This is a genomic window from Aquamicrobium aerolatum DSM 21857 (assembly GCF_900113935.1).
GTDB classification, from domain to species: Bacteria; Pseudomonadota; Alphaproteobacteria; order Rhizobiales; family Rhizobiaceae; genus Aerobium; species Aerobium aerolatum.
The window spans coordinates 53,785-66,700 of record NZ_FORF01000012.1 but is presented as its reverse complement, the minus strand read 5'-3'; the positions used below and the strand labels follow the sequence as shown (position 1 = coordinate 66,700).

At 60.5% G+C, this 12,916-nt stretch carries 14 protein-coding genes; all 14 read left to right on the top strand.

Going from position 1 to position 12,916, the window contains the following annotated elements; translation table 11 throughout:
- Positions 1 to 89 precede the first annotated feature (89 nt).
- The 14 genes from nagZ to BMZ42_RS11280 all read left to right on the top strand — a co-directional run bounded on the left by nagZ (position 90) and on the right by BMZ42_RS11280 (position 12,908).
- Complete coding sequence (gene nagZ / locus BMZ42_RS11345) at positions 90 to 1,115, top strand: beta-N-acetylhexosaminidase (protein WP_091522360.1); 1,026 nt, start codon at positions 90 to 92, stop codon at positions 1,113 to 1,115.
- A gap of 43 nt (positions 1,116 to 1,158) precedes the next feature.
- Entirely contained in the window at positions 1,159 to 1,953 is a 795-nt protein-coding gene (locus tag BMZ42_RS11340) for a segregation and condensation protein A (RefSeq protein ID WP_091522357.1), read from the top strand.
- Positions 1,946 to 2,680, top strand: coding sequence for an SMC-Scp complex subunit ScpB (gene scpB / locus BMZ42_RS11335; RefSeq protein WP_091522354.1), 735 nt, complete (start codon positions 1,946 to 1,948; stop codon positions 2,678 to 2,680). The genes BMZ42_RS11340 and scpB overlap by 8 nt, the downstream gene beginning before the upstream one ends.
- Positions 2,681 to 2,863: 183 nt before the next feature.
- Positions 2,864 to 3,961: an ABC transporter ATP-binding protein gene (locus tag BMZ42_RS11330; protein WP_091522352.1), complete on the top strand. Its 1,098-nt coding sequence runs from the start codon at positions 2,864 to 2,866 to the stop codon at positions 3,959 to 3,961.
- 56 nt (positions 3,962 to 4,017) lie between these two features.
- Complete coding sequence (locus BMZ42_RS11325) at positions 4,018 to 4,242, top strand: twin-arginine translocase TatA/TatE family subunit (RefSeq protein WP_091522350.1); 225 nt, start codon at positions 4,018 to 4,020, stop codon at positions 4,240 to 4,242.
- Between the two features lie 47 nt (positions 4,243 to 4,289).
- The gene (tatB, locus tag BMZ42_RS11320; RefSeq protein WP_091522348.1) at positions 4,290 to 4,889 is read left to right on the top strand and encodes a Sec-independent protein translocase protein TatB; all 600 of its coding nucleotides are present in this window, start codon (positions 4,290 to 4,292) and stop codon (positions 4,887 to 4,889) included.
- Positions 4,886 to 5,743: a twin-arginine translocase subunit TatC gene (gene tatC, locus BMZ42_RS11315; RefSeq protein ID WP_091522346.1), complete on the top strand. Its 858-nt coding sequence runs from the start codon at positions 4,886 to 4,888 to the stop codon at positions 5,741 to 5,743. The genes tatB and tatC overlap by 4 nt, the downstream gene beginning before the upstream one ends.
- A 498-nt stretch (positions 5,744 to 6,241) precedes the next feature.
- Positions 6,242 to 7,120, top strand: a complete 879-nt coding sequence (locus BMZ42_RS11310) for a VOC family protein (protein WP_091522343.1) — start codon at positions 6,242 to 6,244, stop codon at positions 7,118 to 7,120.
- Positions 7,117 to 7,950 carry a 3-deoxy-8-phosphooctulonate synthase gene (gene kdsA, locus BMZ42_RS11305; RefSeq protein WP_091522340.1) on the top strand — a complete coding sequence of 278 codons (834 nt, stop codon included), beginning with the start codon at positions 7,117 to 7,119 and terminating at the stop codon, positions 7,948 to 7,950. Before BMZ42_RS11310 ends, kdsA begins: the two co-directional genes overlap by 4 nt.
- A gap of 92 nt (positions 7,951 to 8,042) precedes the next feature.
- Positions 8,043 to 8,405, top strand: coding sequence for a PRC-barrel domain-containing protein (locus tag BMZ42_RS11300; RefSeq protein ID WP_091522337.1), 363 nt, complete (start codon positions 8,043 to 8,045; stop codon positions 8,403 to 8,405).
- 197 nt (positions 8,406 to 8,602) lie between these two features.
- Positions 8,603 to 9,877 (top strand): phosphopyruvate hydratase, encoded by a 1,275-nt coding sequence (gene eno, locus BMZ42_RS11295; RefSeq protein WP_091522525.1) that lies wholly within the window; start codon positions 8,603 to 8,605, stop codon positions 9,875 to 9,877.
- A gap of 86 nt (positions 9,878 to 9,963) precedes the next feature.
- Positions 9,964 to 10,275, top strand: a complete 312-nt coding sequence (locus tag BMZ42_RS11290) for an FtsB family cell division protein (RefSeq protein WP_091522335.1) — start codon at positions 9,964 to 9,966, stop codon at positions 10,273 to 10,275.
- 188 nt (positions 10,276 to 10,463) lie between these two features.
- Positions 10,464 to 11,507, top strand: coding sequence for a pyruvate dehydrogenase (acetyl-transferring) E1 component subunit alpha (gene pdhA, locus BMZ42_RS11285; protein WP_091522333.1), 1,044 nt, complete (start codon positions 10,464 to 10,466; stop codon positions 11,505 to 11,507).
- Positions 11,508 to 11,522: 15 nt separating this feature from the next.
- The gene (locus BMZ42_RS11280) at positions 11,523 to 12,908 is read left to right on the top strand and encodes a pyruvate dehydrogenase complex E1 component subunit beta (protein WP_091522330.1); all 1,386 of its coding nucleotides are present in this window, start codon (positions 11,523 to 11,525) and stop codon (positions 12,906 to 12,908) included.
- Positions 12,909 to 12,916 lie beyond the last annotated feature (8 nt).

Here is a 12,916-nt window from a genome sequence, read left to right as displayed (position 1 = left end):
TTCTTCAGGACCGCTGCTGCCTTTGCTGGCAGGGCGGTCCTGTCGCATCACGAGATGCGAAAATTCCGTCTACAGGCTAAGATGAGCAGATGAGCGAATCAGCATCCAAAGCACTTATTCTCGGTAGTTCCGGCCTGTCTCTGACAGAAGATGAAAAAGCCTTCTTCCGTGGCGAACGTCCATGGGGCTTTATTGTCTTTGCCCGAAACATCGCCGAGCCTGACCAGTTGCGCGATCTTGCGGCAGAAATGCGCGATTGCGTCGGCCAGCCTGACGCCCCGATCTTTATCGATCAGGAAGGTGGCCGGGTTCAGCGCCTTCGTCCGCCGATGGCTCCGGACTATCCGTCCGGCGCCGCGCTCGGTGCGCTCTATCAGCACGACCGTGAGGCTGGCTTGCGCGCCGCATGGCTGATGTCGCGGCTGCACGCCTTCGATCTCTTGTCCTACGGCATCAATGCGGACTGCCTGCCGGTTCTCGACGTGCCCGTTGAGGGTGCCCACGACGTGATCGGCAACCGTGCATACGGCAAGACGCCTGCCATCGTTGCGGCGATGGGCAGGGCCGCGATGCAGGGGCTGCAGGATGGCGGCGTCCTGCCGGTCATCAAGCACATTCCGGGCCATGGCAGGGCTTTCGCCGACAGCCACCATCATCTCCCCGTGGTGGAAGCTTCGCTTGACGAACTGCGCGCGCATGACTTTCCGCCCTTTGCGGCGCTGGCCGATGCCCCGATGGCGATGACCGCCCATGTGGTCTACACTGCCATCGACAAGGACAATCCGGCCACCACATCGCGTCACGCCGTGGATCACATCATTCGGGGAGAACTGGGCTTTGACGGCCTTTTGATGAGCGATGACGTCTCGATGAAGGCGCTTTCTGGGGATTTCGCCTCGCGAACGGATGCGATCCTTGCAGCCGGATGCGATGTCGTTCTTCATTGCAATGGCCTGATGGACGAAATGCGCGCTGTTGCGGCGCGCGCGCCGGTGCTGTCGGGCAGGGCGCTTGAGCGGGCCCAGAAGGCAGTCATCGGGCTCGGCATGCGCGACGACGCAGATGAAGTACAGGTCAGGAACGAATTCGCCTCTCTGATGGAGGCTGTCGCCTAAGGACATCAGCTTGAACGCAGCATCCGACGCAAAGTCCACGCCAATGGACGCGCTGTGGGACGGTTCCGATGAGGAACGCGGCCTGTCGGAGCCCTCGCTCGTCGTCGATGTCGAAGGCTTCGAAGGCCCGCTCGACCTTTTGTTGCATCTTGCACGGGCCCAGAAGGTCGATCTGTCGCGTATTTCCGTGCTTGCGCTGGTCGAGCAATATATTGCCTTCATCGATCGCGCACAGCGCCTCCGGCTGGAACTGGCCGCCGACTATCTCGTAATGGCGGCATGGCTGGCCTATTTCAAATCCCGCCTGCTCATTCCGCGTCCGACTGCCGATGGTGAGCAGAGCGGCGAAGAGATGGCGGCGGTGCTGCAGTTCCGTCTGCGCCGTCTTGAGGCGATGCGTGACGCCGCAGCGCGGCTCGTCAACCGCAACCGCCTGGGACGTGACGTCTTCGCGCGCGGCATGCCGGAAACGGTCATTGTCGAGCGTCACAACGAATACTCCGCCTCGCTCTACGATCTTCTCACCGCCTATGCTTCGCTGCGCCAGCGCCAGGCTGTGACCAATGTTCACATCGCCAGACGTGGCGTGTGGTCCCTCAAGGACGCTCGGGAAGTGTTGTCGCGCCTCATCGGTGATGTTGGCGACTGGACCGCGCTCGACATGTTCCTGCTGCGCTATATTTCGTCACCCGAAGACCGTGTCACGGCGATTGCCAGCTCGTTTGCCGCCAGTCTGGAGCTTGTCAGGGAGGGCAAGCTGGAGGTGCGTCAGGACAAGGCGTTCGCGCCCATCTATCTGCGTCCGGCATCGCGTGAGGCAGAGACGATCCATGAGTGAGAGCGGCGCAAATGTGGTGCCCTTCGTGCTCGATGGGGCTGACAGCGAAGACACCGGCGTCGACACCCCTGCGTTCGACATGATGGAAGCTGTGCGGATGGCTGAAGCTATCGTCTTCGCCGCTGCCGAGCCCGTTTCGCGGAAGGCTCTCGCGCAACGCCTGCCCGATGGCGTCGATGTCGATGCCGTGATGGCTGAAATTCAGCGGCAGTATGAGCGGCGGGGCGTGAACCTTGTCAGGGTCGCCGATGCCTGGGCATTTCGCACGGCGGGCGATCTGGCGTTCCTGATGAGCCGCGATTCCGTCCAGCAGAAGAAGCTTTCGCGCGCCGCCCTCGAAGTTCTGGCGATCATTGCCTATCATCAACCTGTCACCCGCGCCGAGATCGAAGAGATACGCGGCGTGGAGACGTCCAAGGGCACCATCGACACATTGATGGAAAGTGCCTGGATACGGATGCGGGGCAGGCGCCGCACACCGGGCCGCCCTGTCACCTATGGCACGACCGACACTTTCCTCGACCATTTCGGACTTGAAGAGATCCGCGATCTGCCGGGAATGGACGAGTTGAAAGGTGCCGGGCTTTTATCGTCGCGCATGCCGTCGAGTTTCGTCATGCCTCAGCCACCTGCCGATCCTGATCTGTTCGGCGATGACGAGGAACCGCTGACCGACATCGATCTTGAGGAGCTCGGCTTGCTCACCCCCCGCATCAACGACGATTGATGACGAACAGCCAATGCTTGTTGCGTCGGGCCTGTTACAGCAGCTAAAGCATGTCTCCCGAACGTGAAAACCGGTCTCAGGATGAAGATATGCGCGACTACAAGGGTTTCAGGCCCGCAAGCGAATCCGGAAGATCGCGATGCGCTTTGAAACCGCGGCAAGGAATTTGGAGGCAATGAAGTAATGGCAGTAGGCTCGGCCACGACGGTCACCGCAGGCGTCTCTTTTGCCGCTCGGCTGTCGTTCGACCGCGTTGGACACGAATTCAGACCCGGCCTGCCGACATTGCGCGATATTTCTCTCGCGGCGGAACCGGGGGAGGTGCTTTGTCTTCTTGGCCCATCCGGCTCGGGTAAGACGACGCTTCTGCGCATCGCCGCCGGCATTGAACGCCAGACCAGTGGTGCGGTCTTTCTCAACGAGCGCAAGATCTCCGGTCCGGACGTGTTTCTCCCGCCAGAGCAGCGCTCCGTTGGACTGGTCTTTCAGGACTATGCCCTGTTTCCGCATCTGAGCATTCTCGACAATGTCCGCTTCGGCCTGACGGCGCTTTCAAAGGAAGAAGCGCGCCGGGAAGCGATGATATCGCTGGAACGTGTTGGGCTCGCGCAATATGCCAACGCCTTTCCGAATATCCTTTCTGGCGGGCAGCAGCAGCGTGTCGCACTGGCGCGTGCCATCGCGCCAAGGCCTGCGGTACTGCTGATGGATGAGCCATTTTCCGGTCTTGATTCGCGGCTGAAGGACTCTGTCCGTGCCGACACTTTATCGATTTTGCGTCAAAGCCGCGCTACGGCCATAGTCGTCACGCATGATGCTGAAGAAGCCATGCGAATGGCGGACAGGATCGCGTTGCTCAACGAGGGCAGGCTGGTTCAGTTGGCGACAGGCCATGAATTGTACAACAATCCCGCAACCCTGTTCGCGGCTGGCTTTTTCTCGGAACTGAACGTCTTCACTGCCCGCGTGACCGATGGTCATGCTGAAACGCCGCTCGGTCGGTTTCCGGCTCCAGCCGTCACAAATGGCTCTCTTGCGTCGGTTGCCATGCGTCTGTCGGCATTCGATGTCTCCGATACGCATGGCGAAATCCCCGCGAGAGTGGTATCACGCCGTTTCTTGGGGGTTGTGGAATTGCTCGAGCTGGCAGTTCCGGGGGTGGAGAAAAATATACGCGCGCGCGTCAGATGCGGCGCTTTGTCCTCTCATCATCGGGAAATTTGGCTCACGGTAAGACCATCCGATGTGCTTGTGTTTGAAAAGACAGGCGAAAGCGCATAAGTCAACAATCGGAGTCGTGGCAAAACGACTGCGGGAAACATTCGAAAGAGATTGAAATGGGTACTTTCTCGATCTGGCACTGGCTCATCGTCCTGGTTGTCGTCCTGCTTCTGTTCGGACGTGGCAAGATTCCGGAGCTGATGGGCGATATGGCCAAGGGCATCAAGAGCTTCAAGAAGGGCATGAGCGACGAGGACGAGGCGGAGGCGGCAAAGACCGTCGAGCACCGCACCGATGAAGCGGTCGTCCAGTCCAAGGACAAGGCGAGCAAGCCCTCCTGAAACGCACGCGAGCGTGTCTGATCTGTCTGCCTTGGAGTTGAGAAGCGATGTTAGACATCGGCTGGGGCGAAATGCTGGTGATCGCGATTGTCATAATCGTGGTTGTCGGTCCCAAAGAGCTGCCCGGCATGCTGCGTACGTTCGGCAAGACGACCAGCAAGTTGCGCGTCATGGCGAACGATTTTCGCAAGCAATTTGACGAGGCTCTCAAGGAAGCCGAACTCGACGATCTGAAGAAGGTCGCCGACGACGTTCGCGCGCTCAACCCCAAGAACGAGATCCGCAAGGCGCTCGCGCCCATGGAGCAGGCGGCAAAGGATGTGCGGGCAGGTCTGGATGCGGCAATGCAGCCAAAGGCCGAGCCCGCTCCCGACCCTGAGGTTGCATCGGCTGATGCACCTGCGGCTCCGGTGGAGCCGGCCAAGGTCGGCCCTGCGCCGATCCCTGGCAATGCCACTGCAGCGCCTTCCTTGGCAGCAAAGCCTGCCAGGGCCGCAAAGAAAGCTCCGGCAGACACCAAGTCCAAGGTGACAGCAACGCCTCGCGCCAAAGCCGCTGCTGCACCGAAAGACAAGGCGGTTGCCAAGCCAAAAGCCGCGCCAAAGCCGCGTGCATCCAGCAAGAAGACAGGCGGAGACGTAGCGTGAGCAAACCCGAAGTCGACGAGATCGACAAGTCGTCCGCACCGCTGCTCGATCACCTTATCGAGCTGCGCAGCAGGCTGATCTGGGCGCTTGGTGGCTTTTTTGTCGCCTTTCTCATCTGCTTCTATTTCGCCAAGCAGATCTTCAACTTTCTCGTCCTGCCGTTTCAGTGGGCGACCGTCTGGGCCGGCATGGGCGACACACGCGTCGACCTGATCTACACGGCGCCGCAGGAATTTTTCTTCACGCAGATCAAGCTCGGCATGTTTGGCGGCCTGATTCTGGCGTTCCCGATGATCGCGACACAGATTTACAAGTTCGTCGCGCCGGGCCTCTACACCAATGAACGCATGGCGTTTCTGCCATTCCTGATCGCGTCGCCCATCCTGTTCCTGATGGGTGCGGCGATGGTCTACTTCTTCTTCACGCCGATGGTGATGTGGTTCTTCCTCGCGATGCAGCAGGTCGGGCCAGAGCAGGAAATCCAGATTTCGCTTCTTCCCCGTGTGTCGGAATATCTCAGCCTGATCATGACGCTGGTCCTGGCCTTTGGTCTGGTGTTCCAGCTGCCGGTTGTCACCACGCTGCTCGCTCGGGTGGGGCTTTTGTCGGCCCAGGCTCTGGCCGACAAGCGCAAATGGGCAATCGTCCTTGCGTTCGTGGTTGCCGCCGTCATTACACCGCCAGATCCGGTCAGCCAGATCGGCCTCGCGCTGCCGACGATCCTTCTTTACGAGATCTCGATCATCCTGTGCCGCCGCATCGAGCGGTCGCGCGCTCGCGAGCAGGCCAAGCGCGAGGCGCAGGAAGCGGCGAAAGCTGCGGGTGTGGGCGATGCGGAGACGCCCGCCGCCTGATGCAGCCATCCTGAAATTTCAAAGGGCATCGACCATTTTGGCCGGTGCCCTTTTCTTTTCATCCACCCCATCTTTCCTGCGGTGATACTTCCTGCAGCTCTTCTTACGGGAACGCCGGTCATGACGGTGGTCAGCGGAGGGAGCCGGCTCTTCGGTTGGCGTCTAACGTGGACGTCGTCACCGGGGCAGTGTGCCCAAGAGTTTCCCCATCCCGGTCGGGCGACCGTCCCGGGATCAGGCGCGGTATGACCTTGCGTCGCAACTGGATAGCGGCGGCTTTGCCGAGTAGATTTCCACTTAGTAGGCAGACGGGTGTGCTGAGAGTGCCGGGCGGGCGGCCGTAAGGTTGCACGTACTACAACAGACACAGCGACCAATCGGCCGCCTGTCTTCCCACCTCAATAGCCAGACCGAAATCGGGGCGTGGCAACGGTCTCTGGTGGCTTGGCCCAGCGTGCGACCCTTGCGATGCATCCGCGTTCATTCTAAGACCCGCTCATGACGCCCAGATCGATTGACCATCTCGTCCTGCCGACTGCCGATCTCGATGTGGCTCGCGCAAGGCTGGACGCACTCGGCTTCACGGTTGCGCCCGATGGCGTTCACCCCTTCGGCACCGCCAATGCGTGCGTCTATTTCGCGGACGACACTTTTCTTGAGAGCCTGGCGGTCCATGATCAGGCGCTGGCGGACGCTGCCTGCGCTGACGGCAACGTGTTCGTTGCGCGTGACCGTGCCTTCCGCACCAATCGCGGCGAGGAAGGCTTCTCTTCCATCGTGATGGCCTCTGACGACGCTGATGCCGATCATGCGGAGTTCGTTGCAGCCGGATTGTCAGCTGGGCCGCGTCTCGATTTCTCACGGGCCTACCGCGACGCGGAAGGCGTGGCGCGAACAGTCTCGTTCCGGCTGGCCTTCACCGCCCCGGCCGATCTGCAAGACACCTTTTTCTTCACCTGCGAACGCGTCGACGCGCCTTCGGGTGGCCGTGGTGCGCTCGCCGTGCACGTCAATGCGGTGCAGGGTCTTTCGCGGATCGTCGCTGTCGCTCCTTCGCCGCGCAGCTTTGACACCTTCCTTGCCGCCCTGGCCAATCGGCATCCGCAAACCGGCAATGGCGAATTGCTGGTGCAGACGGGCAATGCCGAGATCGGCGTCCTGACGCCCAGCGCCATGGCAACGCGTTTTCGTACCGCGCCCGTCAAAGGCGGCAGCCTTGAGCTTGCGGGTATCGTTTTCGCCTCGCGCAGCCTCGCTCAAACGGCGCAGGCGCTTGATGCGACAGGCGTCGACTATTCCCACCTATCGAACCTGATCATCGTTCCACCTGCCCCCGGCCAGGGTGCATTCTTTGCTTTTGAGGAAACAGCGTCATGACGCAGCCAAATCCAGCCGTCACCGCCGGTGATGTCACCTTCTCCAACACGCTGCCGCTGTCGCTGATTGCAGGCCCGTGCCAGCTGGAAACCCGCCAGCACGCCTTCGATATCGCCGGTGCGCTGAAAGAGATGTGCGCCTCGCTGGGCATCGGGCTCGTCTACAAGACGTCTTTCGACAAGGCCAACCGCACGTCCCTGTCGGGCAAGCGTGGCGCGGGGCTTGAAGCCGCCCTGCCGATCTTTGCCGATCTTCGTCGAGACCTGAACCTTCCGCTGCTCACCGACGTGCACAATGAAGAGCAGTGCGCCATCGTTGCCGAAGTGGTCGACATCCTGCAGATCCCTGCCTTCCTGTCGCGCCAGACCGACCTTCTGATTGCCGCCGCCAACACCGGCAAGATCGTCAACGTCAAGAAGGGCCAGTTCCTTGCTCCCTGGGACATGAAAAACGTCGTCGCCAAGGTGGTCGCTTCTGGCAATGCCAACGTGATGGTCACCGAGCGCGGCGCGTCGTTTGGCTACAACACGCTCGTGTCCGACATGCGCGCGCTGCCGATCATGGCCGAGTTCGGCGCTCCGGTGATTTTCGATGCGACCCATTCGGTTCAGCAGCCAGGCGGGCAGGGCGGCTCGTCCGGCGGTGACCGTCGCTTCGTCGAGACCCTGGCGCGTGCCGCCGTTTCCGTCGGCGTTGCCGGCGTCTTCATCGAGACGCATCAGGACCCCGACAACGCGCCATCCGATGGCCCCAATATGGTGCCGCTGAAGGACATGCCGCGTCTCCTCGAAACCCTGATGGAGTTCGACCGGATCGCCAAGCGCGGCTGATCTGCTACGAACTATCTTGCCTGCGTATCCGGGAACCTCACGCTCCGTGGCACATTAAATGACCACGGGGCGAAAAACAGAGGAGCCAGGTCATGACAACACCTTCCGGACACACGTCAGCGATTCAGGCCTCGCGCGTCATCGGCACCGAGGTTTACAACACTGAAGGACGCCATATCGGCAGCATCGAGAATGTGATGCTCGACAAGATGTCGAACAACATCATGTTCGCGGTCATCGGCTTTGGCGGCTTCCTTGGCATCGGTGAGAAATACCATGCCGTGCCATGGGCATCGCTGGACTACGATCCAGGCCACAATGGCTATGTGGTGCCATTCAGCAAGGAGCAGCTTGAAGCGGCACCCGTCCATGACATCAGCGACCTGACCGGCGACGGCACGCGCGTCCGCGACGATGCCTACACCTACTACAAGGTTCCACCATATTGGATCTGAGCTGGAGCTTGGCGTGGAGGCTGGGCTGCATCTCGTCCAGCCTCCGGTGATATTCACCCTCTGCCAACCCTGCGGTAGAATTGAAACTGTCTGAAGCTGCTGTTTGGTCGTCTGACCACTTGCTGCTGATTGCGTCGGCGACGCCGTTTGGTCTAAGAGGACGGCACCTGCCATCCTCCAATTACAAGGGCGCTTCCATGACAGCCATTATCGATATTATCGGTCGCGAAATTCTCGACAGCCGGGGCAATCCGACCGTCGAAGTAGACGTCATGCTCGAAGACGGTTCGCTTGGTCGCGCCGCTGTCCCGTCGGGTGCATCCACCGGTGCGCATGAAGCGGTTGAGCTTCGCGATGGCGGTGCACGCTATCTCGGCAAGGGCGTCAAGAACGCCGTCGATGCCGTCAATGGTGAAATCTACGAGGCCATCGGCGGTCTTGAGGCGGAAAACCAGATCCAGATCGATCAGACCCTGATCGAACTTGATGGCACTGCCAACAAGAGCCGTCTGGGTGCCAACGCCATTCTCGGCGTCTCGCTTGCTGTGGCCAAGGCTGCTGCCCAGGCAACAGCCTTGCCGCTCTATCGCTATGTCGGCGGCGCCAGCGCTCACGTCCTGCCTGTGCCGATGATGAACATCATCAACGGCGGCGCCCACGCTGACAATCCGATCGACTTCCAGGAATTCATGATCATGCCGGTCGGCGCGGATTCCTTCCGCGAGGGGCTGCGTTGGGGTGCGGAAATTTTCCACACGCTCAAGAAGGGTCTGAAGGATGCTGGCCACAACACCAATGTGGGTGACGAAGGCGGATTCGCCCCGAACCTTCTGAGCGCGACTGCCGCACTCGATTTCGTCATGGCGTCTATCGAAAAGGCCGGCTTCAAGCCGGGCGAAGACGTCTCGATTGCGCTCGACTGCGCGGCAACCGAGTTCTTCAAGGATGGCAACTACGTCTACGAAGGCGAGAATCAGACCCGCGATCCGAAGGCGCAGGCCGAGTACCTCGCCAAGCTGTCAGCGGACTACCCGATCATCTCCATCGAAGATGGCATGTCCGAAGATGACTGGGACGGCTGGAAGTATCTGACCGAGCTGGTTGGCGACAACGTTCAGCTCGTCGGCGACGATCTGTTCGTGACCAACTCCGCGCGCCTGCGCGACGGCATCCGCATGGGCGTCGCCAACTCGATTCTGGTCAAGGTCAACCAGATCGGCACGCTGACCGAGACGCTCGACGCGGTCGAGACGGCGCATAAGGCTGCCTACACCGCCGTCATGTCGCATCGTTCGGGTGAGACGGAAGATTCGACCATTGCCGACCTCGCAGTTGCGACCAACTGCGGTCAGATCAAGACCGGCTCGCTGGCGCGGTCTGACCGGACGGCCAAGTACAACCAGCTTCTTCGCATCGAGGAGGAGCTGGGCCGGAGCGCCCGGTATGCCGGGAAGGGCATCCTGAAGGGCTGATGATTTGAGAGGGGCGGTTGCGATGGTAACCGCCCCTTAAACATAATCGTGCGAAGTGGGCGAATTGTATTTGAGTTAGTTTCGCCATGTGGACACGTCAGCACAAGAAAAGAAATACCGGCGCGTTGATCGTCCCGGCCATTGCCGCGCTCGTTCTTCCCTATTTCGGTTTTCATGCCTACCATGGCGAATATGGCATATACTCCAAGCATCGGCTGCAGGAGCGTGTGGCCGTGCTGGAGCAGTCGCTCGACAAGGTTCGTGGTCAGCGTATCAAGCTGGAGAAGCGGGTCGCTCTGCTTCAAGACGGAACCATCGAGAGGGACATGCTGGACGAATATGCGCGGCGTAGTCTCAGCCTCGCTCTTCCGGATGAAGTTATCATCATGCGGAAGTAGGGCGATCTGCGATTAACCTGAAGTCGGTTAATCGTTGATTTGTTCTTTAATTTTAATCGGTTACACGCATGTCAGCTATGCATTTTCTGCATGGCGAAACGCGCTGCGCCGTGCTAGCCTTTCAGTCAATCGGGGGGAGCGGGTGCGCTTCTCTGTCCGCGAAGAGACTTTACGAAAGGGAGCGACCTATGGCGACAAACGCCAGGAAAACATCCGCCAGATCCCGGGCGGATGGCAAAGCCCAGCCAGCACTGAAAACGCCGCCGCCAGCCAGCTTCACCAAGGAGCAGGATCTCAAGGCATATCGTGACATGCTGCTGATCCGCCGTTTCGAGGAGAAGGCAGGCCAGCTCTATGGCATGGGCTTCATTGGCGGTTTCTGCCACCTCTATATCGGTCAGGAAGCAGTGGTGACCGGCATGGCCATGGCGATCAAGGAAGGCGATCAGATGATCACCGCCTATCGCGATCACGGCCACATGCTGGCAATGGACATGGACCCGCGCGGCGTCATGGCCGAGCTGACCGGCCGTCGCGGAGGCTACTCCCGCGGCAAGGGCGGCTCCATGCACATGTTCTCGAAAGAGAAGAACTTTTACGGCGGCCACGGCATCGTCGGTGCGCAGGTTCCGCTCGGCACCGGTCTGGCCTTCGCCAACAAGTACCGCGGCAATGACAGCGTTTCGCTGACCTATTTCGGCGACGGCGCGGCCAACCAGGGCCAGGTCTACGAGAGCTTCAACATGGCATCGCTGTGGAAGCTTCCGGTGATCTACGTGATCGAGAACAACCGTTACGCCATGGGCACTGCCGTGACCCGTTCGTCGGCCGAGACCAATTTCTCGCAGCGCGGTGTTTCCTTCCGCATTCCGGGCATCCAGGTCGATGGCATGGACGTGCGCGCCGTCAAGAGCGCCAGCGACCTTGCGGTCGAGTGGTGCCGTGAGGGCAATGGCCCAATCATCCTCGAGATGGAAACCTACCGCTATCGCGGTCACTCGATGTCCGACCCGGCGAAGTACCGTTCGAAGGACGAAGTGCAGAAGATGCGCTCCGAGCACGACCCGATCGAGCAGGTCAAGGCGCGCTTGCTGGATTCGAAGTGGGCCACGGAAGACGATCTGAAGGCGATCGACAAGGAAGTCCGCGATATCGTCGCAGACTCGGCCGATTTCGCCCAGACCGACCCGGAGCCGGATCCGTCCGAGCTCTACACCGACGTGCTCATCTAAGGGAGAAGGCCGATCATGCCGATTGAAATCCTGATGCCCGCTCTCTCCCCGACGATGGAAGAGGGCAACCTTTCGAAATGGCTGAAGAAGGAAGGCGACGCCGTGTCGCCAGGCGACGTCATCGCCGAGATTGAAACCGACAAGGCAACGATGGAAGTCGAAGCCGTCGATGAAGGCACGCTGGGCAAGATCCTCGTGGCTGAAGGCACCGAAGGCGTGAAGGTGAATACGCCGATCGCAGTTCTACTGCAGGAAGGCGAAAGCGCCGACGCTGCGCCAGCGGCGAAGCCTGCAGAACCTGACGCAGCGCCGAAGGCTGCGGCTCAGGAAGCTGCACCTGCAAGCACGCCGGCCCCGGTTCCTGCCGCGCCGAAATTCGAAGCAGCAGCTGACCCGGATATTCCGGCTGGCACCGAAATGGTCCCGACGACCGTTCGTGAAGCGCTGCGCGACGCCATGGCCGAAGAAATGCGCCGCGACGAAGACGTTTTCGTCATGGGCGAAGAGGTCGCGGAATATCAGGGCGCCTACAAGATCACGCAAGGCTTGCTGCAGGAATTCGGCCCGCGCCGCGTGGTCGATACGCCGATCACCGAGCATGGCTTTGCCGGCGTTGGCATCGGTGCATCGTTTGCAGGACTGAAGCCGATCGTCGAATTCATGACGTTCAACTTCGCCATGCAGGCGATCGACCAGATCGTGAACTCGGCAGCCAAGACGCTTTACATGGCAGGCGGCCAGATGGGCGCTCCGATCGTGTTCCGTGGCCCTAACGGCGCTGCTGCACGCGTCGCAGCCCAGCACTCGCAGTGCTATGCGGCGTGGTACGGCCACATTCCGGGCCTCAAGGTCGTCATGCCTTATTCAGCAGCCGATGCGAAGGGCTTGCTGAAGGCGGCGATCCGCGACCCGAACCCGATCATCTTCCTTGAAAACGAAATCCTGTACGGCCAGACCTTCGACGTGCCGAAGATGGATGACTTCGTGCTGCCGATTGGCAAGGCGCGCATCCACAAGCAGGGCAAGGACGTCACGCTGGTTTCCTTCGGCATCGGCATGGTCTACGCGGTCAAGGCTGAAGCCGAGCTGCGCGCCATGGGGCTCGACGTCGAGATCATCGATCTGCGCACTATTCGTCCGCTCGATTTCGACACGATCATGGCATCGGTTCGCAAGACCAACCGCCTCGTCGTGGTGGAAGAAGGCTTCCCGCAGTCTTCGGTCGGCGATTTCATCGCCAACCGCGTGCAGCGCGAGATTTTCGACTATCTTGATGCGCCTGTGATCACCATTGCGGGCAAGGACGTGCCGATGCCGTATGCGGCCAACCTCGAAAAGCTGGCTCTGCCAAGCGTGGCCGAGGTGGTTGAAGCGGTCAAAGCCGTCACTTACCGCAGCTAAGGGGGGCG

Bases quoted from the DNA above. Each gene is read 5' to 3' on its own strand.
- pdhA (WP_091522333.1), top strand. From the start codon at position 10,464: ATGGCGACAAACGCCAGGAAAACATCCGCCAGATCCCGGGCGGATGGC.
- nagZ (WP_091522360.1), top strand. From the start codon at position 90: ATGAGCGAATCAGCATCCAAAGCACTTATTCTCGGTAGTTCCGGCCTG.
- tatB (WP_091522348.1), top strand. From the start codon at position 4,290: ATGTTAGACATCGGCTGGGGCGAAATGCTGGTGATCGCGATTGTCATA.
- BMZ42_RS11325 (WP_091522350.1), top strand. From the start codon at position 4,018: ATGGGTACTTTCTCGATCTGGCACTGGCTCATCGTCCTGGTTGTCGTC.
- BMZ42_RS11300 (WP_091522337.1), top strand. From the start codon at position 8,043: ATGACAACACCTTCCGGACACACGTCAGCGATTCAGGCCTCGCGCGTC.
- kdsA (WP_091522340.1), top strand. From the start codon at position 7,117: ATGACGCAGCCAAATCCAGCCGTCACCGCCGGTGATGTCACCTTCTCC.
- BMZ42_RS11280 (WP_091522330.1), top strand. From the start codon at position 11,523: ATGCCGATTGAAATCCTGATGCCCGCTCTCTCCCCGACGATGGAAGAG.
- BMZ42_RS11290 (WP_091522335.1), top strand. From the start codon at position 9,964: ATGTGGACACGTCAGCACAAGAAAAGAAATACCGGCGCGTTGATCGTC.
- BMZ42_RS11340 (WP_091522357.1), top strand. From the start codon at position 1,159: ATGGACGCGCTGTGGGACGGTTCCGATGAGGAACGCGGCCTGTCGGAG.
- BMZ42_RS11310 (WP_091522343.1), top strand. From the start codon at position 6,242: ATGACGCCCAGATCGATTGACCATCTCGTCCTGCCGACTGCCGATCTC.
- BMZ42_RS11330 (WP_091522352.1), top strand. From the start codon at position 2,864: ATGGCAGTAGGCTCGGCCACGACGGTCACCGCAGGCGTCTCTTTTGCC.
- scpB (WP_091522354.1), top strand. From the start codon at position 1,946: ATGAGTGAGAGCGGCGCAAATGTGGTGCCCTTCGTGCTCGATGGGGCT.
- eno (WP_091522525.1), top strand. From the start codon at position 8,603: ATGACAGCCATTATCGATATTATCGGTCGCGAAATTCTCGACAGCCGG.